This window comes from Moritella sp. JT01 (assembly GCF_001574435.1).
GTDB lineage: Bacteria > Pseudomonadota > Gammaproteobacteria > Enterobacterales > Moritellaceae > Moritella.
In genome coordinates this window covers 1-24,618 of sequence record NZ_LOCN01000008.1, presented here as the reverse complement: position 1 = coordinate 24,618, position 24,618 = coordinate 1, and the positions used below count along the sequence as shown (strand labels likewise).

Annotated in this window: 26 protein-coding genes; 23 read left to right on the top strand and 3 right to left on the bottom strand. The window is 40.3% G+C overall.

Annotated features, from left to right (window positions below):
* Positions 1 to 20: 20 nt before the first annotated feature.
* Entirely contained in the window at positions 21 to 1,403 is a 1,383-nt protein-coding gene (gene dnaA, locus AKG98_RS10175) for a chromosomal replication initiator protein DnaA (protein WP_067045247.1), read from the bottom strand.
* 261 nt (positions 1,404 to 1,664) lie between these two features.
* Here dnaA and AKG98_RS10170 point away from each other — a divergent pair, with 261 nt between their 5' ends.
* From AKG98_RS10170 to mnmE, 8 genes are all read left to right on the top strand, one after another.
* The gene (locus AKG98_RS10170) at positions 1,665 to 2,417 is read left to right on the top strand and encodes an amino acid ABC transporter substrate-binding protein (RefSeq protein WP_067045244.1); all 753 of its coding nucleotides are present in this window, start codon (positions 1,665 to 1,667) and stop codon (positions 2,415 to 2,417) included.
* On the top strand, positions 2,418 to 3,083 hold the full coding sequence (locus tag AKG98_RS10165; RefSeq protein WP_067045242.1) for an amino acid ABC transporter permease: 666 nt from the start codon (positions 2,418 to 2,420) through the stop codon (positions 3,081 to 3,083).
* A 1-nt stretch (position 3,084) separates the two neighbouring features.
* Positions 3,085 to 3,819 carry an amino acid ABC transporter ATP-binding protein gene (locus tag AKG98_RS10160; protein ID WP_067045239.1) on the top strand — a complete coding sequence of 245 codons (735 nt, stop codon included), beginning with the start codon at positions 3,085 to 3,087 and terminating at the stop codon, positions 3,817 to 3,819.
* A gap of 373 nt (positions 3,820 to 4,192) precedes the next feature.
* Complete coding sequence (rpmH, locus tag AKG98_RS10155; protein WP_006034071.1) at positions 4,193 to 4,327, top strand: 50S ribosomal protein L34; 135 nt, start codon at positions 4,193 to 4,195, stop codon at positions 4,325 to 4,327.
* 42 nt (positions 4,328 to 4,369) lie between these two features.
* On the top strand, positions 4,370 to 4,693 hold the full coding sequence (rnpA, locus tag AKG98_RS10150) for a ribonuclease P protein component (protein WP_045112339.1): 324 nt from the start codon (positions 4,370 to 4,372) through the stop codon (positions 4,691 to 4,693).
* Positions 4,660 to 4,911: a membrane protein insertion efficiency factor YidD gene (gene yidD / locus AKG98_RS21895; protein ID WP_075472414.1), complete on the top strand. Its 252-nt coding sequence runs from the start codon at positions 4,660 to 4,662 to the stop codon at positions 4,909 to 4,911. The genes rnpA and yidD overlap by 34 nt, the downstream gene beginning before the upstream one ends.
* Before the next feature lie 7 nt (positions 4,912 to 4,918).
* Entirely contained in the window at positions 4,919 to 6,562 is a 1,644-nt protein-coding gene (gene yidC, locus AKG98_RS10145) for a membrane protein insertase YidC (RefSeq protein WP_067045236.1), read from the top strand.
* A 75-nt stretch (positions 6,563 to 6,637) separates the two neighbouring features.
* Positions 6,638 to 8,002 (top strand): tRNA uridine-5-carboxymethylaminomethyl(34) synthesis GTPase MnmE, encoded by a 1,365-nt coding sequence (mnmE, locus tag AKG98_RS10140; protein ID WP_067045234.1) that lies wholly within the window; start codon positions 6,638 to 6,640, stop codon positions 8,000 to 8,002.
* Between the two features lie 273 nt (positions 8,003 to 8,275).
* Here mnmE and AKG98_RS10135 read toward each other — a convergent pair whose 3' ends face one another.
* Complete coding sequence (locus AKG98_RS10135; RefSeq protein ID WP_067045321.1) at positions 8,276 to 9,313, bottom strand: HDOD domain-containing protein; 1,038 nt, start codon at positions 9,311 to 9,313, stop codon at positions 8,276 to 8,278.
* 91 nt (positions 9,314 to 9,404) lie between these two features.
* Here AKG98_RS10135 and mioC point away from each other — a divergent pair, with 91 nt between their 5' ends.
* From mioC to glmU, 15 genes are all read left to right on the top strand, one after another.
* A complete protein-coding gene (gene mioC, locus AKG98_RS10130) occupies positions 9,405 to 9,854 on the top strand; it encodes an FMN-binding protein MioC (RefSeq protein ID WP_067045231.1) in 450 nt (149 codons plus the stop codon).
* Positions 9,855 to 10,243: 389 nt separating this feature from the next.
* Complete coding sequence (gene mnmG / locus AKG98_RS10125) at positions 10,244 to 12,127, top strand: tRNA uridine-5-carboxymethylaminomethyl(34) synthesis enzyme MnmG (RefSeq protein WP_067045228.1); 1,884 nt, start codon at positions 10,244 to 10,246, stop codon at positions 12,125 to 12,127.
* Positions 12,128 to 12,320: 193 nt separating this feature from the next.
* Positions 12,321 to 12,941 carry a 16S rRNA (guanine(527)-N(7))-methyltransferase RsmG gene (gene rsmG / locus AKG98_RS10120; RefSeq protein WP_067045225.1) on the top strand — a complete coding sequence of 207 codons (621 nt, stop codon included), beginning with the start codon at positions 12,321 to 12,323 and terminating at the stop codon, positions 12,939 to 12,941.
* A gap of 12 nt (positions 12,942 to 12,953) precedes the next feature.
* Positions 12,954 to 13,757, top strand: a complete 804-nt coding sequence (locus AKG98_RS10115; RefSeq protein WP_067045222.1) for a ParA family protein — start codon at positions 12,954 to 12,956, stop codon at positions 13,755 to 13,757.
* Entirely contained in the window at positions 13,754 to 14,647 is an 894-nt protein-coding gene (locus AKG98_RS10110) for a ParB/RepB/Spo0J family partition protein (protein WP_067045219.1), read from the top strand. The genes AKG98_RS10115 and AKG98_RS10110 overlap by 4 nt, the downstream gene beginning before the upstream one ends.
* Positions 14,648 to 15,035: 388 nt before the next feature.
* Positions 15,036 to 15,425, top strand: coding sequence for an ATP synthase subunit I (locus AKG98_RS10105; RefSeq protein WP_067045216.1), 390 nt, complete (start codon positions 15,036 to 15,038; stop codon positions 15,423 to 15,425).
* Between the two features lie 3 nt (positions 15,426 to 15,428).
* Positions 15,429 to 16,205, top strand: a complete 777-nt coding sequence (gene atpB / locus AKG98_RS10100) for a F0F1 ATP synthase subunit A (protein WP_067045213.1) — start codon at positions 15,429 to 15,431, stop codon at positions 16,203 to 16,205.
* Between the two features lie 52 nt (positions 16,206 to 16,257).
* Positions 16,258 to 16,500 (top strand): F0F1 ATP synthase subunit C, encoded by a 243-nt coding sequence (atpE, locus tag AKG98_RS10095; protein WP_006034084.1) that lies wholly within the window; start codon positions 16,258 to 16,260, stop codon positions 16,498 to 16,500.
* 37 nt (positions 16,501 to 16,537) lie between these two features.
* Positions 16,538 to 17,008, top strand: a complete 471-nt coding sequence (gene atpF / locus AKG98_RS10090; RefSeq protein WP_067045210.1) for a F0F1 ATP synthase subunit B — start codon at positions 16,538 to 16,540, stop codon at positions 17,006 to 17,008.
* A gap of 14 nt (positions 17,009 to 17,022) precedes the next feature.
* Positions 17,023 to 17,556, top strand: coding sequence for a F0F1 ATP synthase subunit delta (gene atpH / locus AKG98_RS10085; RefSeq protein WP_067045207.1), 534 nt, complete (start codon positions 17,023 to 17,025; stop codon positions 17,554 to 17,556).
* A 12-nt stretch (positions 17,557 to 17,568) separates the two neighbouring features.
* On the top strand, positions 17,569 to 19,110 hold the full coding sequence (gene atpA / locus AKG98_RS10080; RefSeq protein WP_067045204.1) for a F0F1 ATP synthase subunit alpha: 1,542 nt from the start codon (positions 17,569 to 17,571) through the stop codon (positions 19,108 to 19,110).
* Between the two features lie 48 nt (positions 19,111 to 19,158).
* Positions 19,159 to 20,025: a F0F1 ATP synthase subunit gamma gene (gene atpG / locus AKG98_RS10075; RefSeq protein WP_067045201.1), complete on the top strand. Its 867-nt coding sequence runs from the start codon at positions 19,159 to 19,161 to the stop codon at positions 20,023 to 20,025.
* Positions 20,026 to 20,054: 29 nt separating this feature from the next.
* Positions 20,055 to 21,440 (top strand): F0F1 ATP synthase subunit beta, encoded by a 1,386-nt coding sequence (atpD, locus tag AKG98_RS10070; RefSeq protein ID WP_067045198.1) that lies wholly within the window; start codon positions 20,055 to 20,057, stop codon positions 21,438 to 21,440.
* Positions 21,441 to 21,455: 15 nt separating this feature from the next.
* Positions 21,456 to 21,881, top strand: a complete 426-nt coding sequence (locus AKG98_RS10065) for a F0F1 ATP synthase subunit epsilon (RefSeq protein ID WP_067045195.1) — start codon at positions 21,456 to 21,458, stop codon at positions 21,879 to 21,881.
* Between the two features lie 161 nt (positions 21,882 to 22,042).
* On the top strand, positions 22,043 to 23,407 hold the full coding sequence (gene glmU / locus AKG98_RS10060; RefSeq protein ID WP_067045187.1) for a bifunctional UDP-N-acetylglucosamine diphosphorylase/glucosamine-1-phosphate N-acetyltransferase GlmU: 1,365 nt from the start codon (positions 22,043 to 22,045) through the stop codon (positions 23,405 to 23,407).
* A gap of 73 nt (positions 23,408 to 23,480) precedes the next feature.
* On the opposite strand, the gene nadE is transcribed toward glmU, so the two are convergent.
* Positions 23,481 to 24,317 carry an ammonia-dependent NAD(+) synthetase gene (gene nadE, locus AKG98_RS10055; protein ID WP_067045184.1) on the bottom strand — a complete coding sequence of 279 codons (837 nt, stop codon included), beginning with the start codon at positions 24,315 to 24,317 and terminating at the stop codon, positions 23,481 to 23,483.
* Positions 24,318 to 24,618 lie beyond the last annotated feature (301 nt).

Genomic DNA, 24,618 nt, shown 5'->3' with positions numbered 1-24,618 from the left:
ACGATTCTTTACTACGCTTTTTACGACGATAGGGTTCTAATCAAATTAGAGTAATCTTCTTTAATATCGTGATTTTCTTCTTTCAGTTGCACTATCTTACGACAAGCATGTAATACCGTAGTATGGTCACGGCCACCAAACGCATCACCAATTTCCGGTAAGCTGTGATTGGTTAATTCTTTGGCTAATGCCATCGCAACTTGACGTGGTCTGGCAACAGAACGACTACGACGCTTCGATAACAAATCGGCGATTTTAATCTTATAATATTCTGCCACTGTCTTTTGAATATTATCAATGGTCACCAGTTTTTCTTGCAGTGCCAATAAGTCACGTAATGCTTCACGGACAAAATCAATATTAATAGCACGACCCGTAAAGTTAGCATTGGCGATCACTCGATTCAATGCCCCTTCCAGCTCTCGTACATTCGAACGTAAACGTTTGGCAATAAAGAATGCTACTTCATCGGGTAAATGAATGTTACTTTCAACCGCTTTACGCATTAAGATGGCAACACGGGTTTCCAACTCAGGTGGTTCAATGGCAATGGTTAAACCCCAACCAAAACGAGATTTCAATCTATCTTCAACACCATCAATCTCTTTTGGATAACGATCAGACGTTAAAATAATCTGTTGGTTACCTTCAAGTAAGGCATTAAAAGTATGAAAGAATTCTTCCTGTGAACGTTCTTTCTTGGCAAAAAATTGAATGTCATCAATCAATAATGCATCAACACTGCGGTAATAATTTTTGAACGCTTCAATGGCATTGTTCTGTAATGCTTTAACCATGTCCTGAACAAAACGTTCAGAGTGCATATAGATGACTTTGGCATTAGGTTTTTGCGCTTTAATACCATTACCAACTGCATGTAATAAATGCGTTTTACCTAAACCTGTTCCACCGTATAGAAATAACGGGTTATAAGCACCACCCGGATTACTCGCCACCTGCTGCGCAGCTGCACGTGCTAATTGGTTTGACTTACCTTCAACAAAGTTGTCGAACGTATACGTTAAATTCACATTGCTACGGTGATTAATTATCGGCTGCTGTGGCGAACTTGATTCCCACGGATCCAGTGCAGGTCTTGAGATCACTTTTTGAGTAACCACACGATCAACCTTGGTCGTCGTTTGTGTTATCTTCGTCGCTTTACCGCCAATATCAAAACGTAAGATAGGTGCATCCGCACCACAAAATTCATCGAATAATGCCGTAATTGAATTAAGGTATTTGTCACGAACCCAATCAAGTACAAAACGATTCGGAGCATACAAGGTGAGAGTACTATCGGTAAGTTCAGCTTTCAGTGGGCGTAACCACATACTGAATTCAGTAGAAGAAAGCTCATTTTGTAAGCGCGAAAGGCATTGCTGCCAAAGAGAAACGGACACTCTCCACACTCCAGATAAAAATAAAGAATAATGGATTATTTTACTGCTAATTGTGCATAAGCGCTAGCATGAATAAACACTTATCCACACAAAAGCAAAATAAAAACCAATAAGGTGCGAATAGATATGAAAAAACCGGTAAATATAATAAATCACGCTATCTTTTAGCAATTAGTTATAACTAAACGCTATTTATAATTCATTTTACATTAGAATATCATGCACGCATTAAACATATTATTTGCGTAACCAGGATAGATCATGAAAAAATTATTATTAGCGGCAGCAATGCTTGTAAGCACAACATTAACAAGCGTAGCACATGCACAAGAAACAATTAAAGTCGGTATGTCAGGTAACTACTTTCCGTTCACTTTTTCAAAAAATGATCAGCTCCAAGGTTTTGAAGTGGATTTATGGGAAGAGATCGCCAAGCGTAATGATTCAAAAGTAAAATTCATCACTGTTAATTTTTCCGGTTTATTTGGGATGCTAGAAACAGGTCGTATCGACACGATAGCAAATCAAGTAACCATCACTCCAGCACGTACCGCTAAATATTCATTTAGCCAAACTTACGTGTATGACGGTGCTCAAGTCGTGGTGAAAAAAGGTAATACCGAAATTAACGGTATTGACGACCTTGCAAACAAAACCGTAGGCGTAAATTTAGGCTCTAATTTTGCCGGTTTATTACGCAAATACGATACCTATAACAACATTACCATCAAAACCTACGACACAGGTATCGAACGTGATGTAGCATTAGGTCGTACCGATGCGTTTGTGATGGATCGTTTATCATCACTTGAATTAATTAACAAATCACCATTACCGTTGCAACTTGCAGGCCCAACGTTTGAAACTATCGAAAATGCAATGCCATTTTTGAAAACAGAAAAACAAGAAGCACTACGTCTAAAAGTAAATGCAACGCTGGATAGCATGCGTGAAGATGGCACTCTAGCAGCAATTTCAGAAAAATGGTTCTCAACGGATATCACTGTAAAATAAATGCAATTTAATTTTGAGTACATGCTAAATCTGTTCCCGATACTACTTAAGTATTTGGGAACAACCATGCAGATGGCACTGATTGGTGTCGTTTTCGCCCTGATAATAGCCATTGGCTTAGCGGTTGTACGCACGTTCAAAATACCTGTGCTCAATCAATTAGCGATGTTATTTATTTCTTTCTTTCGTGGCACCCCGCTCCTTGTACAGTTATTCTTGCTGTATTACGGTCTGCCGCGAGTATTCCCAATATTGATCCACATGGATGCCTTTACCGCGTCCGTGATTGGATTAACCCTGCACTTTGCAGCTTACAAAGCTGAAAGTATTCGCGCTGCAATCATGGCGGTGGATAAATCACAGATGGAAGCCGCACTCAGTATCGGAATGACCTCGAGTCAAGCGATGCGCCGTATAGTGCTCCCACAAGCTGCACGTATTGCGACACCATCATTGATGAATTACTTTATCGATATGATCAAAAGCACATCTTTGGCATTTACGTTAGGTGTTACCGAGATCATGGCAAAAACGCAGATGGAAGCGTCATCAAGTTTTTACTTCTTCGAAAGCTACCTGGCTGTGGCGCTAATTTACTGGGCTGTGGTACTCGTCTTTACCCAAATGCAAGTACATTTAGAACGTTACCTCAACAAGGCCTATTAACATGATCAAAGTAGCTAATTTAAGTAAGCATTTTGGTGATAACGTGGTTTTACGCAAAATTGATTTAGATATCAAAGAAGGTGAAACCACGGTTATTATTGGCCCTTCAGGCACAGGTAAATCAACGCTATTACGTTGTCTTAATTTTCTAGAACAGCCAACCAGCGCGAAGATTACCATTGATGATTTAGTTGTTGATGCCAACACTGCCACTAAAAAACAAATTACAGAACTGCGTAAAAAAACCGCCTTCGTATTTCAAAACTATGCACTGTTTGCCAATAAAACCGCACTCGAGAACATTACAGAGGGCTTGATTACCGTCCGAGGTAAATCGGCAGAAGTCGCCAGAAAGGAAGCGCTTACTATCCTAAAAAGCATTGGTTTAACCGATAAAAAAGACAGTTACCCTTCTTCACTGTCAGGAGGACAGCAACAACGTATCGGCATAGCACGAGCAATGGCGGCACAAAGCAAAGTAATCTTATTTGATGAACCAACCTCAGCGTTAGACCCTGAATGGGTGGGCGAAGTACTCGGATTAATGCGGAAATTAGCCAAACAAAAGCAAACGATGCTAATCGTGACGCACGAAATGCAATTTGCAAAAGAAATCGCAGACCGGGTGATTTTTATGGACCAAGGTCAGATTATTGAACAAGGATCCGCGGATATGATCTTTAATAACCCGCAAGATCCTCGTACTCGTACATTTTTACAGCGAGTAAATCAATAATCAGACGTTATAAAGTGGATAAATTAGCAGCGCTGACTTGTTAGTTAGTAAATAGCCTGTATAATTCCCCGCTTGATCCCTTGTGATCAGATTGGAATAACAGCAATTATTAAACCGAATTATAATTTTTATCTATATAGATAGGAATTTAGCCTATTATTTCATGTATCCAATCGCATAATAATCGGCCGAGAATATCGAATTTAAGTAAGATATTGCTATTTTCACGAGGCGAGTATTGATTAATTATTGACTTGTTTTACAAGAATGATTAAAATTCCGCCTCTTTTTGTGTTAGTCAAGTTGACGACCGGTCATTATTTCTTGGCTAACTCAACATAACTGTACAGTTAATTTTATAACGGATAAAGCTATGAAACGTACTTTTCAACCAAGTAACCTTAAGCGTAAACGTTCACACGGTTTCCGCGCACGTAAAGCAACTGTAGGTGGCCGTAAGGTTCTTGCACGTCGCCGTGCAAAAGGTCGTAAGACTTTAAGCGCTTAATTATCAGACGTGATAGATAAGAGCTTTCCTCGGGAGTTACGCTTGTTAACTCCCGAACACTTCAAAAACGTATTCGCAGACCCTGTGCGATCAGCCTCACCTCATATAACTATACTTGCCAAAAATAACTCACTTGGACATCCTCGTCTTGGTTTAGCTGTACCTAAAAAAGCGATTAAACTTGCTGTCGGCCGTAACCGAGTTAAACGTCTATTCAGAGAAAGTTTTCGGACACGCCAACATGATTTTCCTAATGTTGATATCGTGGTTATCGCTAAATCAGGTATTGCAAACTTGGAAAATGCAGAAATCGATGCATTATTGGAGAAGTTATGGCGCAAACTTTGTCGCCGCTGCAATGGTTAGGCACCAAATTAATACGAGGGTACCAATTATTCATTAGTCCGATGATTGGGCCTCGCTGTCGCTTCACTCCAACGTGTTCTCAATACGCGATAGAATCAATAAAACTCCACGGATTTACAAAAGGTTGTTGGCTCACAGCCAAACGTCTATTAATATGTCATCCTTTTAGTAATAAACATGGTTACGATCCTGTACCAGAACCCAAACAAAGAGATTAATTAGATTATGGAATCCCAACGTAATTTACTTGTCATCGGATTATTGTTTGTCAGCTTTTTGCTATTCACCGAGTGGCAAAATAAAGACAACCCGGTTGCAGTACCAACAACGACTCAAGCGATCACCAATGGTTTAACTGGCGATATACCAGCAGGCAGTGACTCATCAACTGATGCGCCAAACAGCAAACAATCAAACAACCTAATCACGATTAGCTCAGATGTACTTGAACTAACTATCGATACGCTAGGTGGTGATATTGTTCGTGCGGACTTACTTGAGCATGCGACAGAGTTAGATGCTAAAGAACGTTTCACCTTATTACAAAATGATGCAACAAATGTTTACGTTGCACAAAGTGGTCTTATTGGCGCAAACGGTCCAGATGCAAACGCAAATGGTCGTCCACAATATACAACGACAGCGCAAAACTTCACGATTTCAGGTGATACATTAAGTATCCCACTGTCTTATACAGATGCTAATGGGGTTCAATTTACGAAAGTATTTACCCTAACTCGTGGCAGCTATGACATTGAAGTTAGTTACAACATTAATAACCAATCTGCGAATGCAATTTCGGTACAAATGTACGGTCAATTAAAACAAAACATTGATCTTGCAGAAGACCAAGGTAGCAGCATGATGATGAAAGCTTACCGTGGTGCAGCATTGGGGACGACTGATAAACGTTATGAAAAATACGATTTCGGTGATATCAGCGATGCGAACCTAAGCCGCACAACGACAGCTGGTTGGGTTGGCATGTTACAGCATTACTTTGTAACAGCTTGGATCCCAGGCGATAGCCAAAATCATTTTTATAGTTTGAACATTGGCCGAACTGACTTTACAAAAGGTCAAGCAATTATCGGCTTCAAACAACCTGTTGAAGCAATTGCAGCAAACAGCGAAAAAACTATCTCAGCAAAACTTTGGGTTGGTCCAAAATTACAAGATAAGATGGGTGAATTAGTTGAAGGTCTTGACCTAACAGTAGACTACAGCTGGTTATGGTTCATCGCACAACCATTATTCCAACTGTTACAGTTCTTCCACGGTTTAGTGGGTAACTGGGGTATTGCCGTAATCATGATCACGTTTACCGTACGTGGTGCAATGTATCCGCTAACCAAAGCGCAATACACGTCAATGGCAAAAATGCGTTTACTGCAACCAAAACTGACTGCATTACGTGAAAAATGTGGCGACGACAAACAAAAAATGTCGCAATCAATGATGGCATTGTATAAAGAAGAGAAAGTAAATCCATTAGGTGGTTGTTTCCCAATGATCATCCAAATGCCTATTTTCATCTCACTATACTGGGCATTAATGGAAAGTGTGGAATTACGTCACGCACCATTCGCATTGTGGATTAATGATTTATCAGCACAAGACCCGTACTACGTATTACCCCTATTAATGGGTGTTACTATGTACATGATCCAGAAAATGTCTCCGACACAAGTTCAGGATCCAATGCAGCAGAAAGTAATGCAGTTTATGCCTGTTATGTTTACTTTCTTCTTCTTGTGGTTCCCTGCAGGGCTAGTTCTATACTGGTTAATGAGTAACGTAGTTACAATTATCCAACAAACTATTATTTTCCGCTCATTGGAAAAACAAGGTTTGCATAGCAAGAAATAAACTTGCTAATCTTATCAAGGCGGCCCTTGTGCCGCCTTTTTTCATCTCAAAAACCTACTATCTTCGGGTAATAACATGCTAACTAATGAAACAATCATTGCACAAGCCACACCGCCAGGACGAGGTGGTGTTGGTATTATTCGTATCTCAGGCCCAAAAACCGAGTTAGTCGCACAGACAGTTTTAAATAAATTGCCCGCAGTGCGTAAAGCCGATTACTTATCTTTCCTGGATGAAGAACAACAAACCATAGATCAAGGTATTGCCATCTTGTTCAAAGCGCCTAATTCATTTACAGGTGAAGATGTTTTAGAATTACAAGGCCATGGCGGTCCTGTGATCATGGATATGCTAATGCGCCGAATCCTTAAAATTGATGGCATTAGAATGGCCCGCCCGGGTGAGTTTTCAGAGCGTGCATTCCTCAACGACAAAATGGATTTAACCCAAGCAGAAGCAATTGCCGATTTAATTGATGCAACCTCTGAACGCGCAGTCAAATCAGCAATGAATTCACTACAAGGTGAGTTCTCGAAAAAAATTAATACCCTAACCGAAAGTTTAATTCACTTACGTATTTATGTTGAAGCGTCGATTGATTTTCCTGAAGAAGAAGTCGACTTCCTTGCTGACGGTAAAATTTCTCAAGCATTATATAAAATCATTGATAACCTTACCGCAGTACAAAAAGAAGCAAAACAAGGTAGCATTATTCGCGAAGGCATGAAGGTCGTGATTGCTGGTCGTCCTAACGCCGGAAAATCAAGTTTGCTAAATGCATTAGCAGGTAAAGAGTCCGCTATCGTCACCGACATCGCAGGTACAACACGCGACGTATTACGCGAACATATCCACATTGATGGCATGCCATTACATATTATTGATACCGCGGGTTTACGCGAGAGCCCTGATCGTGTTGAACAAATAGGTATTGAACGCGCTTGGGAAGAGATCAATAATGCGGATCAAGTATTATTCATGGTCGATGGTACAACCACAGACGCAACGGATCCTGCCGAAATCTGGCCAGATTTCATTGATCGTCTACCTTCGTCGATCGGACTTACCGTGATCAGAAATAAAATGGATCTAACCGGTGAAACCTTAACAACAGGTGACGATCATGGTCACCCTGTTTTTAAAATATCAGCAAAAGAACACCTGGGTTTAGACGAATTAAAGGCCCATTTAAAAGAATGCATGGGTTATCAAAGTAATACAGAAGGTGGCTTTATAGCTCGACGTCGGCACTTAGATGCGATAGAAAAAGCCTATGAGCATCTGCAGGTAGGTAAACTACAACTTGAAGTTTACATGGCAGGAGAGCTGCTAGCAGAAGAGCTACGCTTAGCGCAAGAACAACTTTCAGAAATCACAGGCGAGTTCACTTCAGATGATCTTCTTGGTCGCATCTTTACCTCATTCTGTATCGGTAAATAAAAAAGCAAAATAAAAGTGATGATCCTAATTGGGATCATCACTTTATCCACAACATCACAATTTACCGTTAAAGTAAGATCATGATTGCCCACACCCAATACACTTCAGCAACGATTCAACAAGATCCTTATTACAAACCCATCCACAGAGTTACCCACAACTTAACCCCGCTGAATAACAACTATAATAACAACTACAACTGTAAATATACTGGCTTTGTAAAGCATTTTTTTAGACCTTAAAAATGAGTTTTAGTCGATAAAAAAATCGACTTTATATCCCAGTAATACAAACTTTAATATCTAATTGATGATCGAGACAAAACTCACTGGCCTGCTGCTGAGAGATATATCCCTGCGCTAATAGCAAGTGTATTTCACTATATAAGTTAGCCTCTCTTAATAGCTCACCAGGCCCCGTGTGGTCTATCACAGAGCTAGATTCGACCTGTTCATATAACGCTTTAACCACAGGCCCAGGTAACAGCCAAGATTGCGCTATCAGAGCAGACAAACGCAATGAATGTTTCGTCATCATTTGACGGAATAACTTGGAGTTTGGTCTAAACTGTGGATCACTCATATTCATTTCATCCACAATCAATTTAAACAATGCAATTTTACCCACATCATGGATCAAACCAATGAAATATGCTAAATCAGGATCACCTCCCCTACTCTTCGCCAGCTTTTTTGCCCACAAGGCAGTGGTTAGCGAATGTTGCCATAAATACTGACCAAACAACTTAAAATAGATCGGCTTTATTTCGGTTATATTTTGCATAACGATCGTCAATACAATCGACTTAATTTGCAAACCACCTAAACGAACAACGGCTTCTTGTAAACTTGTCACTTCTTGAGTGCCTAATTGATAGTGCGCAGAATTAACTAACTTAATCACATCCGCAGCCAGAGCAGGATCTTGCGTAATCAAGGCAGCTAGCTGCTGTGCAGTATAATTATCACTGTCAATTAAGCTTGATACTTTATGTAATACCGCAGGCAGTCTTACCACATTCAAGACAATGTTTTCAGGACGGCCTACACTTGCTTCGACTTTAAGCAAAATACTTTTTTCTAATGGGTTCAAACCTAGGCTTGCCTCTGCATTAACCTCCTGATGATTAAACAACAGATCGTAAAATAACGAGCTGGTATCAATTATCTCATTCCTCACAGCGACATCAGGTATACTGACTCTAGGTGTAGCAATGTTATTAATTACAGGTTTAGGGGAAGTGGATGTTGCTTTCTCTGTCGCTTTGGAGTTCCCAAATACATTAAGAAAACGTTGAAATAATGAAGCCATAAGCGCCTTAATCAGCAATAAATAAAATAATAATTGTTGATGATATTTTACAATAAAACTATCGGAATAAACCATTAAATAAGAGAAAACCATGTATACATTCGAAATTATTGTCGGTACGACCTTGGGATCAGCTGAATATGTAGCTGATCATTTAGCAGAGAAGCTCGTTGATCAAGGCTTCAAAGCCAATATACACCTCGATCCTCAACTAAAAGACTTACCGATCAACAAAAACAACCCTTGGATCATCTGTACTGCAACCCATGGCGCTGGTGATTACCCAGAAAATATCGCCCTTTTCGCACAACAACTCGCACAAAACAATCCCGATTTAAGCTCGATAAAATACAGCGTGATCGCACTAGGCTCTAAGTCTTATGATCAATTTTGCAATGCAGGACACATGATCGATCGTCAATTAACACAATTGAATGCCGAAAAAGTGGCGATCACACTCGAAATTTGCACGCTGGAAACGCCGATCCCTGAAGATGCGATCGACATATGGTTCCCTGAATGGTCTAAAAAATGGCTATAATATAACCATGATCGTATTTTTTTATTTTTATTTTCTGTGGATAACTATAGATCTTTCTTGTGATCAACCTATAGTTATCCTTGTAGAATAAATCAGTTCCCCAACGGCCTGTGTATAACTCGGCTATTTATACCCAACTTATACGTAACAAGCACAACCCTTACTAACAGTAAGTGATCGCAGCTAAACGCATGATCTTTCTAGATCAAAGAGGGTTATCAACAGATCAAGGCTCCCTTAATAATAGATCTAATAAGATCTCTTATAAGATCTTAAGATCAACAGTTAGATCTAAATAAAAAATATATTTAAGATCATTTGCATCTGTTAGAGAAAACCGTAAACTGTGCCGCTCTGAATATATCCGCCAAATAAAACCGAGGTGATACATGGCATACCATGAACAATTTGAAGTTATCGTCGTAGGTGGCGGACATGCTGGCACAGAAGCTGCTTCTGCTGCTGCTCGTATGGGACGAAATACATTATTATTAACCCATAACATCGATACGCTTGGACATATGTCATGTAATCCAGCCATCGGTGGTATTGGTAAAGGTCACTTGGTTAAAGAAATTGATGCACTAGGCGGTATCATGGGCCAAGCCACAGACCTCGGTGGTATCCAATTTAGAACATTAAATTCAAGTAAAGGTCCTGCAGTTCGAGCAACACGTGCACAAGCGGATCGTTTATTGTATAAATCAGCAGTACGCCAAAAACTTGAAAATCAGCAAAACTTAACTATATTTCAACAATCTGTTGATGATCTTATTATTGAAAACGATCGTGTTGTTGGTGTTGTCACGCAAACAGGACTTAAGTTTAAAGCGAAATCAGTGGTATTGACGGTTGGTACATTCCTTGATGGGCTTATCCACATTGGCTTACAGAACTATGCGGGTGGCCGAGCTGGTGATCCTGCCTCCGTTTCGTTAGCTGCACGTTTACGCGAATTGCCTATCCGTACTGGTCGTTTGAAAACGGGCACACCGCCTCGTATCGATGGTCGTACAATTGATTTCTCTGTGATGGAAGAACAACACGGTGATGATCCTACACCGGTATTTTCTTTCGTAGGTAGCCGTAAAGATCATCCACAACAGATACCTTGTTACATTACCCATACTAATAATAAGACCCATGATGTGATCCGCAGTGGTATGGATCGTAGCCCAATGTACACAGGTGTGATTGAAGGCATTGGACCGCGTTATTGTCCATCGATCGAAGATAAGATCACGCGATTTGCAGATAAAGAATCGCATCAGATTTTTATCGAGCCTGAAGGCTTAACAACACATGAAGTTTACCCTAACGGCATCTCAACAAGTTTACCGTATGATGTACAAGTCGATCTTGTTCGTTCGATCCGCGGTTTAGAGAATGCCCATATTACTCGCCCTGGTTATGCGATCGAGTATGATTACTTCGATCCCCGCGATCTTAAGTTGACGTTAGAAAGTAAATTTATCGAAGGCTTGTTCTTCGCGGGTCAAATTAACGGTACCACTGGTTATGAAGAAGCCGCGGCACAAGGGCTACTTGCTGGTTTAAATGCAGCACGCACAGCACGAGAAGAAGATACATGGCATCCACGCCGTGATCAGGCTTACTTGGGTGTGTTAGTCGACGATCTTGCAACATTAGGGACCAAAGAACCGTACCGTATGTTTACCAGTCGTGCTGAATACCGCTTATTACTGCGTGAAGACAACGCGGATTCTCGTTTAACGGAGCAAGGTCGTGAACTCGGTTTAGTTGATGATCATCGCTGGCAAGTATTTAACGAGAAAATGGAAGCTATTGAACTGGAGCAACAACGTTTACGTTCTACTTGGATCAATCCGAATAAAGCATTTGCGGATAAGATCAATGCATTACTGGCTAAACCATTATCACGTGAACATACATTAGAAGATCTTGTTCGTCGTCCTGAAGTAACCTATAACGCCTTGATGACAATTGAAGAGCTGGGTCCTAAACTGCAACATGAATCTGCTGCAGAACAAGTTGAAATTACGATTAAGTATGAAGGTTATATTAACCGTCAGAAAGCTGAGATTGAAAAGCAATTGCGTCATGAAAATACCTTGTTACCAACGGATTTAGATTACGCAAAAATTAAAGGTCTTTCTAATGAGGTTATTGCTAAGTTAGTCGACGTTAAACCACAAACGATTGGTATGGCATCTCGTATTTCAGGTATCACACCTGCTGCGATTTCAATTCTGTTAATTTATTTGAAAAAACAAAACCTACTCAGTAAATAAATAATGAGTACAACAGCCACCGTTAACGCATTTATCGGTGGCTATATAACTGCATTTTTGACATCATTCCCTAATTCGCAATGTTACTATTTAACTAAGGTGCCTCTACCTTACTTAGTAGGTTGTCTTTTTCTTTTTTTCTACGATTTAATATTAACTTAAATAATCGCGTTTTACCGGAGTAAATCTACGTATGATCAACCGCCTCGAAGCATTATTAGCACAAACCTCTTTGGTTGTTACTGATATCCAAAAGCAGCAATTAGTGGCATTAGTGACTTTATTACACAAGTGGAATAAGGCATACAATCTAACTTCGGTACGTGATCCCGATGACATGTTAGTAAAACATATCATGGACAGTCTTGTCGTGAGCCCATATTTAGAAGGTGAACGTTTTATTGATGTTGGTACTGGCCCTGGCTTACCGGGTTTACCGCTAGCAATCATGAATCCTGACAAAGAATTTGTGTTACTTGATAGTTTAGGCAAACGAATGCGTTTTATTACCCAAGCTGTACATGAATTAAAATTAACCAACGTCACACCTGTGCAATCTCGTGTCGAAGAGTATCACCCAGAAATTAAATTTGATGGGGTATTAAGTCGTGCGTTTGCTTCACTAGAAGATATGTTACATTGGTGTAAGCACTTACCAAAACCAGATGGATTGTTTTATGCGTTGAAAGGGGTAAAACCAACGGGTGAAATTAAAACATTGAATACTAAATTTAAACTGGAAGTTGCACATAAACTAACAGTGCCAGAGTTAGAGGGCGAACGTCATCTAATAATCATGTCTGAGATTAAATAATAGGGAACATTTGTGGGCAAAATCATAGCAATAGCTAACCAAAAAGGTGGCGTAGGAAAAACAACTACTTGTGTCAATTTAGCAGCCTCAATGTCGGCGACTAAACGTAAGGTATTGCTGATTGATCTTGATCCACAAGGTAACGCAACCATGGGCAGTGGTGTCGACAAATATAGCGTCGAGTATTCTGCCTATGATTTATTGGTTGATGAGAAATCAGTAAAAGAAGTCGTGGTGACTGAAACGTCGGGTAAATATCATCTGATTGCAGCAAACCAAGATGTCACTGCGGCAGAAATTAAGTTAATGGCATTCTTTGCCCGCGAGTTACGGTTGAAGAATGCATTAGCGGAGGTAAAAGATTATTACGATTATATTTTTATTGATTGTCCGCCATCACTAAACTTATTAACAATTAATGCTATGGCTGCTGCAGACTCAATTATAGTGCCAATGCAATGTGAATATTATGCGCTAGAAGGACTTACCGCATTGATGGATACCACCAGTAAATTATCCGCCGCTGTGAATCCTGAGTTAAAAATCGAAGGCATACTGCGTACTATGTATGACCCACGTAACCGATTAGCATCTGACGTGTCCGAACAACTGAAGCAACATTTCGGGGATAAAGTCTATCGCACGGTGATCCCGCGTAATGTTCGCTTAGCTGAAGCACCGAGCTTTGGTGCACCTGCCATGTATTATGATAAATCATCTAACGGGGCTAAAGCATATTTAGCGCTCGCCGGTGAAATTATTCGTCGTCAAGAATTAGCTGATGAACAGAGCGAACAGACAAAGGAACAAGCATGAACGCGAAAAAAAGAGGGTTAGGTAAAGGTCTGGATGCTTTGCTCGGTACCAGTGCCATTGCAAGAACCAAAGAACAAGCTGCTGATGATTTATCGCAATCGATACTAACCGTTGAGAATGAATTCAAAAAATTACCGATTGAATGGTTGTATCCAGGTAAGTATCAACCACGTAAAGACATGGCTACGGATGCCTTAGATGAGTTAGCTGCATCAATTACAGCACAAGGTATTATCCAACCTATCGTGGTGCGTGAATTTAGCGCGCAAAAATTTGAAATTATTGCTGGCGAACGTCGCTGGCGAGCTGCGCAATTAGCGGGTTTAAGTAAAGTTCCTTGTATCGTCAAAGATGTGGCTGACGAAGCGGTGATGGCGATGTCTCTGATTGAAAATATTCAACGAGAAGACTTAAATGCAATGGAAGAATCAACGGCATTACAGCGCTTAATTGAAGAGTTTTCATTAACGCATCAACAGGTCGCTGATGCGGTAGGTAAATCACGAGCTTCAGTCTCTAATTTATTACGCTTAAATAGCTTAAATACCGACGTTAAAATATTACTTGAGCATGGTGATATTGAAATGGGTCATGCCCGTGCATTATTAGCACTTGAAGGTGAGCTGCAATCACAAGCTGCAAGCAATATTGCCCAGCGAGGTTTAACGGTTCGGGATACCGAAAAATTGGTGAGAAAGCTACTTGAACCTAAAGCTGAAATAAGCCCAATAAAGGTAAAAGATCCCGATGTTGTTAACCTAGAATATCGCTTATCGGAACGATTAAAAGCCAAGGTTATCATCAAACAAGGTGCAAATGGCTGTGGGAAGTTAACAATTGACTATACGAGCCTTGCTGAATTGGATGATATAGTTGCAACTTTGGGTTAAATTTTAATCTCTGGATGATAAAGATCAAATTAAGTTAATATTTTTAAAAGTGCAGTTATGAGTCAATAAATATACTTAGCTCAGTAAGATAGGCTTTTCTTTACAATTATCTTCACTTGAAATATCAAAGGTTTATATTTCACCTGATGTCAAAATAACTTTATTTCATAATAACTGCGTTGTTTAGAATTTAATATTATAAGGGCGGTACTCATTAGTGGGTAACGCCTGTCATATCGCATTTTTCAGAATATTCTACTTAGCTCTCCTTATCTGGCTTGCAATGAGTTGCATTAGCACCACTTCAACGTATAATTTATCCTGCTTTTAGAAGCGTTTTTATATATTTTTTTTGAATGCTTCAAAAAGATTGTTTTAGGGGTTTATTGTGTCAAATAAATTAGCAATGAATGCGCTCAGTCAAGCTATTAAATTGATTGTGTTTCAGGTGCTATTAGTGGCCGTTTGCGCGTTAACCTTTTTGCTTATTGATGGTGAGCTTTCAGCTCGCTCTGCAATCTTTGGTGGCATTATTTATGTCTTGCCAAATTACATCTTTACCCGTTTGGCTTTCCGGTTTATGGGCGCCAGACAGATTCAAGATGTTGTAGCATCATTTGCATTAGGCGAATCGCTAAAATTGGTACTGACAGTTGTGTTCTTTATTGTGGTATTAGGTTTCGTTAAGGTGAATTATCTTCCTCTTTACGTGACGTTCTCATTAGCAATAGGCTCACAATTATTTGCTCCTTATTTTATGAACAAAAAACTGGGATGAAAAATGTCTGCAACAGGTGAAGCACTAACGTCGACCCAATATATCCAACATCACTTAACTAATTTAGCGGTTGGTGAAGGATTTTGGACTTGGCACCTAGACACACTTTTCGTAACTCTCGCTTTAGGGATTTTATTCTTAGGGACATTCTATCGAGTTGGTCAGAAAGCGACAACGGGCGTACCAGGCAAGTTTCAATGTTTTGTTGAAATGAGTATCGAGTTCGTTAACGACATCGTGAAAGAATCTTTTCATGGTCGTAACGCGTTAATTGCACCGCTGTCATTAACTATCTTCATGATGGTTATTCTGATGAATACAATGGATTTGGTTCCTGTGGATTTCATTCCTGAAGCCGCAAAAGCAATGGGAATTGACTACATGAAAGTTGTTCCAACAACGGATTTAAATACTACATTCGCTATGTCGATTAGTATTTTTCTTCTTATTGTTGGTTTCAGCATCAAGGTTAAAGGTGTCAAAGGGTTCGCTCGCGAACTGACTATGAACCCATTTAACCACTGGTTATTTATTCCTTTTAACTTTGCACTGGAAATGGTTACTTTACTGGCTAAGCCTATTTCATTAGCGCTTCGTTTGTTTGGTAACATGTACGCAGGTGAGCTGATCTTTATTTTGATCGCGCTTATGCCTTGGTACCTTCAGTGGGGACTAAGTGTGCCATGGGCGATTTTCCATATTTTGGTAATCGTTCTACAAGGGTTTATCTTCATGATGCTGTCTATGGTTTATCTAAGCAGTGCATGTGAAGATCATTAATTTATAAACACAAATTTTTAATTAAAATTTTTTATCTTATTTGGAGAATAAAATGGAAATTGTATCAGCTACTATCTTCGCTGTTGCTATCTTACTAGGTTTTGCTGCATTCGGTACAGCAATCGGTTTCGCTATCTTAGGCGGTAAATTCCTAGAGTCTTCTGCTCGTCAACCAGAGATGGCGCCAGCACTACAAACTAAAATGTTCATTGTTGCTGGTCTTCTTGATGCGATCTCTATGATTGCAGTTGGTATCGCATTATTCCTATTATTCGCGAACCCATTCATCGCTTAATCAGCTTTTGGTCCACTACTAACCAAGGAGGTTCGTTGTGAATATCAACGCAACTCTTTTAGGCCAAGCGATTTCGTTTACGTTATTCGTACTATTTTGTATGAAATATGTATGGCCACCACTGATTGCGGCTATCGAAGAACGTCAACAGAAAATTGCCGATGGTCTTGCAAGTGCGGATAAAGCTGCTAAAGATCTGAAGCTAGCGGAAGCTAAAGCAACAGATCAATTGAAAGATGCTAAAGCGAAAGCGGCAGATATCATTGATGCAGCAAACAAGCGTAAATCTCAAATTGTCGATGAAGCTAAAGAAGAAGCAAATGCGGAGCGAGCTAAAATTCTTGCTCAAGCGGAAGCTGAAGTTGAAGCTGAACGTAATCGTCTAAAAGAAGAGTTACGCAAACAAGTAGCTGGCTTAGCTATTGCCGGTGCTGAAAAAATTATCGAACGTTCTATTGATGTCGCTGCTAATAGTGACATCGTAGACAAAATCATTGCAGAACTTTAACAACTGGGGGGCTTATGTCTGATTTGACTACTATTGCTCGTCCATATGCTAAAGCTGCATTTGATTTTGCCGTTAAGGAACAGGCTATTGATAAATGGCAAGATATGTTAGCGTTTACGGCGGAAATTGCAGTAAATAAAGATATTTCTACATTATTAAATGGTGCTGTAAGTGCACACGCTATCGCTGATATCTTTATCAAGGTAGCTGATGAGCAACTTAACGAATCAGGCCAAAACTTTATTAAAGTATTGGCCGAGAACGCTCGTTTAAGCGCATTACCAAACATTGTTACTTTATTTGCATACTACAAAGCGGAACATGAGAAATCTGTTGAAGCCGATGTTACTTCTGCAATGCCATTAACGGCAGTGCAAGAAACAAATATTGTAATCGCGTTGGAAAAACGTTTAGCACGCAAAGTTAAGTTAAATTGCAACGTTGATAACACGTTAATTGGTGGTTTGATTATTCAGACTGGTGATTTAGTTATTGATGGCTCTGTACGCGGTAAGTTAAATAAACTTGCGGAAGCGCTACAATCGTAATTGGGGAATAGCATGCAACTGAATTCTACAGAAATCAGTGATCTGATCAAACAACGTATTGAAAAATTCAGCGTTGTTAGTGAAGCAAGAAATGAAGGTACTATCGTTTCAGTAAGCGATGGTATTATTCGTATTCATGGCCTTGCAGACTGTATGCAAGGCGAAATGATTGAATTACCTGGCAACCGTTTTGGTATCGCACTTAACCTAGAGCGTGACTCTGTTGGTGCGGTAGTAATGGGTTCTTACATGGGTCTTGCAGAAGGCCAAAAAGTACGTTCAACTGGACGTATTTTTGAAGTGCCAGTAGGTCGCAACTTATTAGGTCGTGTTGTAAACACACTTGGTGAGCCTATCGACGGTAAAGGACCAATCGACAACGATGGTTTCTCTCCTGTTGAAGTAATTGCACCGGGTGTAATGGAACGTAAATCGGTTGATCAACCTATCCAGATCGGTATCAAAGCGATTGACGCTATGATCCCAATCGGTCGTGGTCAACGTGAGCTTATTATTGGTGACCGTCAGGTTGGTAAGAGTGCTATCGCTATCGATGCAATCATTAACCAAAAAGACTCAGGCATCAAATGTATATACGTAGCAATCGGTCAGAAAGCTTCTACCGTCGCTAGCGTAGTACGTAAGCTTGAAGAACATGGCGCAATGGAAAATACTATTTTTGTTGTTGCAACGGCTTCTGAAGCCGCGGCACTACAATATCTAGCTCCATACGCTGGTTGTGCCATGGGTGAATACTTCCGTGACCGTGGTGAAGATGCGCTGATCGTATATGATGATCTGTCTAAGCAAGCCGTTGCTTACCGTCAGATTTCATTACTATTACGTCGTCCACCGGGCCGTGAAGCATACCCAGGTGACGTTTTCTATCTGCATTCACGTCTACTAGAGCGTGCTGCTCGTGTAAACGCTGAATACGTAGAAGCATTCACTAAAGGTGAAGTGAAAGGCAAGACGGGTTCTTTAACTGCGCTACCTATCATTGAAACCCAAGGTGGTGACGTATCTGCGTTCGTACCAACGAATGTAATTTCTATTACCGATGGTCAGATCTTCTTGACTACAGAGCTGTTTAACTCAGGCACTCGTCCTGCTGTTGATCCAGGTATCTCTGTATCGCGTGTTGGTGGTGCTGCACAAACGAAGATCATTAAGAAACTATCTGGTGGTATTCGTACCGCACTAGCACAGTATCGTGAATTAGCAGCATTTGCTCAATTCTCTTCTGACCTTGATGATGCAACGCGTAAGCAGCTTGATCATGGATCAAAAGTTACTGAGCTAATGAAGCAAGGCCAATATGCTCCAATGACTGTTGCTGAGCAGGCTCTATCTTTATATGCAGCAGAAACTGGCGCATTAGAAGATGTCGCAGTTAACAAAATTGTTAGCTTCGAAGCGTCTCTACAAGCTTATGCTAAAGCAGAACACGCTGATTTACTTGCTTCTATTAATGAAACAGGCGCGTACGACAAAGATGTTCAAGCTAAGCTGTCAAGCTTACTTGAAAGCTTTAAGTCTACACAAACCTGGTAAGAGCGGTGGCAGCCTTTGCTGCCACAGTTAGCTTAATAGGAGAAGCAAATGGCCGGCGCTAAAGAAATTAAAAACAAGATCGGGAGTATTACTAATACTCAGAAGATCACCAGCGCAATGGAGATGGTTGCCGCGAGTAAAATGCGTAAAGCACAAGATCGCATGGCAGCTAGTCGCCCATACGCTAACACAATGCGCAGAGTGATCGGTCATCTCGCCGAAGGTTCTCTAGAATACTCTCATCCGTATCTAGAAGAACGTGACGTGAAACGTGTTGGTTATATAGTGATTTCAACTGACCGTGGTCTATGCGGTGGCTTGAACATTAACCTTTTCAAAAAAACTATCTCTGATATGAAGGGATGGTCTGACAAAAATGTAGATATAGATTTAGGGCTTATTGGTGCTAAAGCTGGTACATTTTTCGCTAACGTAGGTGGAAACGTGGTTGCTAATACAGCAAACCTCGGTGAAGCACCTAAGTTAGATGATTTGATTGGTTCTGTTCGAGTTATGCTAGAAGCATACGATAATGGGAAGTTGGATCGCTTATTCGTTGTATATAACAAATTTGTTAATACAATGACGCAAGAACCAACTATCGATCAACTACTGCCGTTGCCTGCATCGGAAGAAAATGAAGCATTACCGAAGCATGGCTGGGATTACCTATATGAAGGTGAACCTGCTGAGCTTTTAACTAAATTATTAGTTAGATTTATTGAATCTCAAGTGTATCAAGGTGTTGTTGAAAACGCAGCATCTGAACAAGCAGCACGTATGTTTGCAATGAAAAATGCAACAGACAATGCTGGTGACATTATTGATGAGCTGCAGTTAGTATTTAACAAAGCCCGTCAGTCTGCCATTACACAAGAGATTTCTGAAATTTGTGCTGGCGCTTCAGCGGTTTAGGCAAACTTGTAAAGTTTAGAGGATTTAAAATGAGTACTGGTATTATTGTCCAGATCATCGGTGCAGTTGTGGACGTTGAGTTTCCACAGCAATCCGTACCTCAAGTGTACGATGCACTGACATTTGACGACGCTAACCTATCTGAATTGGTGCTGGAAGTTCAGCAACAAATTGGTGGTGGTGTTGTTCGTTGTATCGTTATGGGTTCAAGTGACGGTTTACGCCGAGGCCTTAAAGTAACTAACACTGGTAGCGCGATTAGCGTGCCTGTTGGTGACGCGTGTCTTGGTCGTATTGTAAACGTACTTGGTAACCCAATTGACGGTAAAGGCGCTATTCCTACAGATGTGCGTTATGAAATTCACCGTGCAGCCCCTTCTTATGAAGAGCAGTCACTTTCTAACGAATTGTTAGAAACGGGTGTTAAAGTTATCGATTTGATTTGCCCATTTGCTAAAGGTGGTAAAGTCGGTCTATTCGGTGGTGCCGGTGTTGGTAAAACCGTAAACATGATGGAACTGATCAACAACATCGCTAAAGCTCACTCAGGTTTATCTGTGTTTGCTGGTGTTGGTGAGCGTACTCGTGAAGGTAACGATTTTTACTACGAGATGGAAGAAGCCGGCGTACTTGATAAAGTAGCCATGGTTTACGGCCAAATGAATGAGCCTCCAGGTAACCGTTTACGTGTTGCTTTGACTGGTTTATCTATGGCTGAGCGCTTCCGTGACGAAGGTAAAGATGTATTATTATTCATCGATAATATCTATCGTTATACACTTGCGGGAACTGAAGTATCTGCACTGTTAGGTCGTATGCCATCAGCAGTAGGCTACCAGCCTACACTAGCTGAAGAAATGGGTATCCTACAAGAACGTATTACTTCAACTAAGAGTGGTTCAATTACATCTATCCAAGCGGTATACGTACCTGCGGATGATTTAACGGATCCATCTCCAGCAACAACATTTGCTCACTTAGATGCAACAGTTGTACTGAACCGTAATATTGCTTCAATGGGTATGTACCCTGCGATCGACCCACTAGATTCTACTTCTCGTCAGTTAGATCCGCTAGTAGTTGGTCAAGAACATTACGACATCGCTCGTGGTGTTCAAGGTGTACTACAGCGTTATACTGAGTTAAAAGACATCATTGCGATCCTAGGTATGGATGAGCTATCTGAAGAAGATAAGCAAATCGTATCTCGAGCTCGTAAGATCCAACGTTTCTTAACTCAACCGTATCATGTTGCAGAAGTATTTACGGGTGACCCAGGTGTTCTAGTATCACTAAAAGAAACTCTACGTGGCTTTAAAGGCCTGCTAGAGGGTGATTATGATGATCTTCCTGAGCAAGCGTTCATGTATTGTGGTTCAATCGACGATGCTGTTGAAGCTGCGAAGAAAATGTAACTAAGCGAGGGCACTATGGCTATGACTTTTGATTTGAATGTAGTAAGCGCTGAAGGAGTGTTATTTTCCGGCCGTGCTGAAAGCGTTCAAATTACCGGTTCTGGTGGTGAGTTCGGTATTTTAGCCGGTCACACTCCACTACTTACTGGTATAGTACCTGGCATGGTGCGCTTGGTTAAACAACACGGTGAAGAAGAAGTTATCTTCGTATCTGGTGGTACTTGTGAAGTACAACCGGGTGAAGTTACCGTTCTGGCTGATACTGCAATTCGTGCAGAAGATCTAGATTTAGCCAAAGCGCAAGAAGCCAAAAGACAAGCTGAAGAACTGCTTAACAATTCTGCAACTAATCAAGATGTAGATTACGTTCAAGTAGCTGTTCAGCTGGCTGATGCTATTGCTCAACTACGCGTGCTTAAATTGGTTAAAAAATACAATTAATTTTAATTTTTAATTGAACACGTTCAGTTGTCATAAAGCGACCTTAGGGTCGCTTTTTTTATGCCTTTAATACACTCTGCATATTGTTAAATTTAATAATTCCCTATAACCTGAACATATTATTTATATTTTCAATGTCATCATTCAGATAAGAGTCCATTATGCCTATTAGTGTTGTTATTCTTGCCGCTGGTAAAGGAACGCGTATGCGTTCAGATCTCCCTAAAGTTCTTCACCCTATCGCTAAAAAACCAATGGTTCAACATGTTATTGATACCGTAAAACAGTTAGATGTTAACGATATCCACTTAGTCTATGGCCATGGTGCAGAATTACTCAAATCGCGGATCAAAGATGACAAATTAGATTGGGTGCTGCAAGCCGAGCAATTAGGTACAGGGCATGCGGTACAGCAGGCTGCTGATCAATTTAAAGCAGATGAACAGGTATTGGTATTGTATGGCGATGTACCATTAATTAGTCAAGAAACGTTAACACATTTATGCCAATCACAGCCTGAAGGTGGTATTGGTTTACTTACTGTGAAATTAGATAATCCGACGGGTTATGGTCGCATTGTCCGTGATGGCGAGACAGTTGTCGGTATTGTTGAGCAGAAAGATGCATCAGCAGAACAACTTAAAATTAATGAAGTTAACTCCGGTATTCTCGTTGCTAATGGGGCTGATTTTCAGCACTGGTTATCTCTGTTAGATAATAATAATGCGCAAGCTGAATATTACTTAACGGATGTAATTGCACTTGCGCATAAAGCTGGTCGCACGATTAACGCCGTTCACCCGATTGCAAATATCGAAGTCGAAGGTGTGAATAACCGTATGCAATTGGCTGAACTAGAACGCGCATACCAAGAATTACAAGCATATAAACTCATGGAGCAAGGCGTTACTATGCTTGATCCACGTCGCTTTGATTTACGCGGTGAAGTGAATGTTGGTAACGATGTTACTTTTGATATTAATGTTATCATTGAAGGTAAGGTAACGATTGGTCGTGGTGTCACTATCGGTGCTAACTGTATTTTGAAAGATTGTCATATTGGTGATAATTCTGAGATAAAACCAAACTCCATTATTGAATCAGCGACAATTGGTATTGATTGTAGTGTGGGCCCATTTGCGCGTTTACGTCCTAATACTATACTGGAAGACGATGCACATGTAGGTAACTTCGTCGAGCTGAAAAAAACAACATTAGGTAAAGGCTCTAAAGCTGGTCACCTTGCTTATCTTGGCGATAGCATTATTGGTGAAAAAGTAAATATTGGTGCGGGTACTATTACTTGTAACTATGATGGGGTAAATAAATTCCAGACGGTTATTGAAGATGGCGCATTCATTGGTTCAGATAGCCAATTGATCGCACCTGTTACTATTGGTAAAAATGCCGTTGTTGGCGCCGGTTCTACTATCGCGAGAGATGTCGCTGCCGATGAACTTGTGATCACGCGAGTGAAACAACGCCATATCAAAAATTGGCCAAAACCAACTAAAATTGCAAAGTAAGCGTTAATGTTATTTTAACTATAAAAAAGCAGAGATAAGTCTCTGCTTTTTAATTCGTCTCATTAACTATGCGTTACACCGGGGTTGGAATTGGATTACGTTTATGAGTCGTTCTTTTATAGGTATCGATAATTTTTGCTTCAGCTTTAACATCGATCGCTTTTCCTTCTAAGAAATCATCTATTTGCTCATAAGTAACACCTAAGGCTATTTCATCTTCTAATTGAGGGCGGTCTTCTTCCAAATCGGCTGTAGGTACTTTCTGATAAACTAATTCTGATGCGCCTAAATAGGCAGCGAGAGATCTCACTTGACGTTTATTCAAACCAAACAATGGCGCTAGATCGCAAGCTCCATCTCCGTGCTTAGTAAAGAAACCGGAAATGTTTTCTGCACTGTGATCTGTCCCTGGTACTAAACCTTGATATAAACCTGCAATTTCATATTGTGCAATCATGCGCATTCTTGCTTTTACGTTACCTTTATTAAAATCTTGGTTGAATGCGGTGCTTTCTGGTAATCCTGCTGCTTTCACGGATTCGAGTACTTCTGCATGAATACTATCTGCACCTGATTGGATGTTGACTGTGACAGATGTTTTTGGATTAATAAAGCGAAGTGCTTTTTGTGCATCATCTTCATCAGCCTGTACAGAGTAAGGTAACCGTACTGCAATGAAATTATAATCGTCATTACCGTGTTCAGTATTAAGTTCTTCAATCGCAAGTTGGCATAATCGGCCACAAGTTGATGAATCAATACCACCACTTATACCTAATACTAAACTTTTTAATCCTGAGTTAGTTAAATGCTGCTTGATAAAGTTAATGCGACTACGGATCTCATCGGCGATATCGATACTTGGTTTAACTTTCATCTCTGCGATAATTTGTTTTTTAAGTTCAGTCATGGGTTTATCTCCTTGGTTAAGCTTATTGTATCGCGATAAATAGACATTACTAGTTATCTGGCTCCGTAAATAGTGACTTTTAAATGGACTGATTCGCTATGTTGGGGTGTTTATCTACGATTAAGAGTGGAAAAAAACGGTTCTGTACTAAATCCATACAGAGTTTGTTGTTTGTGAGGTTATTTTATAATAACGCTTGCCTATGTGATCGAACTCTCTATAATCCATCCCACTGACACGGTAACAGCCGCTCAGTATGCTCTTTAACAATTTATTCAAGCAATCTGTGTGAGCACTTGCA

What these genes read in the sequence shown, in the direction of transcription:
- AKG98_RS10170 (WP_067045244.1), top strand. Translation starts at nt 1,665, where the DNA reads ATGAAAAAATTATTATTAGCGGCAGCAATGCTTGTAAGCACAACATTA.
- AKG98_RS10165 (WP_067045242.1), top strand. Translation starts at nt 2,418, where the DNA reads ATGCAATTTAATTTTGAGTACATGCTAAATCTGTTCCCGATACTACTT.
- AKG98_RS10160 (WP_067045239.1), top strand. Translation starts at nt 3,085, where the DNA reads ATGATCAAAGTAGCTAATTTAAGTAAGCATTTTGGTGATAACGTGGTT.
- rpmH (WP_006034071.1), top strand. Translation starts at nt 4,193, where the DNA reads ATGAAACGTACTTTTCAACCAAGTAACCTTAAGCGTAAACGTTCACAC.
- yidD (WP_075472414.1), top strand. Translation starts at nt 4,660, where the DNA reads ATGGCGCAAACTTTGTCGCCGCTGCAATGGTTAGGCACCAAATTAATA.
- yidC (WP_067045236.1), top strand. Translation starts at nt 4,919, where the DNA reads ATGGAATCCCAACGTAATTTACTTGTCATCGGATTATTGTTTGTCAGC.
- mnmE (WP_067045234.1), top strand. Translation starts at nt 6,638, where the DNA reads ATGCTAACTAATGAAACAATCATTGCACAAGCCACACCGCCAGGACGA.
- AKG98_RS10135 (WP_067045321.1), bottom strand. Translation starts at nt 9,313, where the DNA reads ATGGCTTCATTATTTCAACGTTTTCTTAATGTATTTGGGAACTCCAAA.
- mioC (WP_067045231.1), top strand. Translation starts at nt 9,405, where the DNA reads ATGTATACATTCGAAATTATTGTCGGTACGACCTTGGGATCAGCTGAA.
- mnmG (WP_067045228.1), top strand. Translation starts at nt 10,244, where the DNA reads ATGGCATACCATGAACAATTTGAAGTTATCGTCGTAGGTGGCGGACAT.
- rsmG (WP_067045225.1), top strand. Translation starts at nt 12,321, where the DNA reads ATGATCAACCGCCTCGAAGCATTATTAGCACAAACCTCTTTGGTTGTT.
- AKG98_RS10110 (WP_067045219.1), top strand. Translation starts at nt 13,754, where the DNA reads ATGAACGCGAAAAAAAGAGGGTTAGGTAAAGGTCTGGATGCTTTGCTC.
- atpB (WP_067045213.1), top strand. Translation starts at nt 15,429, where the DNA reads ATGTCTGCAACAGGTGAAGCACTAACGTCGACCCAATATATCCAACAT.
- atpE (WP_006034084.1), top strand. Translation starts at nt 16,258, where the DNA reads ATGGAAATTGTATCAGCTACTATCTTCGCTGTTGCTATCTTACTAGGT.
- atpH (WP_067045207.1), top strand. Translation starts at nt 17,023, where the DNA reads ATGTCTGATTTGACTACTATTGCTCGTCCATATGCTAAAGCTGCATTT.
- atpA (WP_067045204.1), top strand. Translation starts at nt 17,569, where the DNA reads ATGCAACTGAATTCTACAGAAATCAGTGATCTGATCAAACAACGTATT.
- atpG (WP_067045201.1), top strand. Translation starts at nt 19,159, where the DNA reads ATGGCCGGCGCTAAAGAAATTAAAAACAAGATCGGGAGTATTACTAAT.
- atpD (WP_067045198.1), top strand. Translation starts at nt 20,055, where the DNA reads ATGAGTACTGGTATTATTGTCCAGATCATCGGTGCAGTTGTGGACGTT.
- AKG98_RS10065 (WP_067045195.1), top strand. Translation starts at nt 21,456, where the DNA reads ATGGCTATGACTTTTGATTTGAATGTAGTAAGCGCTGAAGGAGTGTTA.
- glmU (WP_067045187.1), top strand. Translation starts at nt 22,043, where the DNA reads ATGCCTATTAGTGTTGTTATTCTTGCCGCTGGTAAAGGAACGCGTATG.
- nadE (WP_067045184.1), bottom strand. Translation starts at nt 24,317, where the DNA reads ATGACTGAACTTAAAAAACAAATTATCGCAGAGATGAAAGTTAAACCA.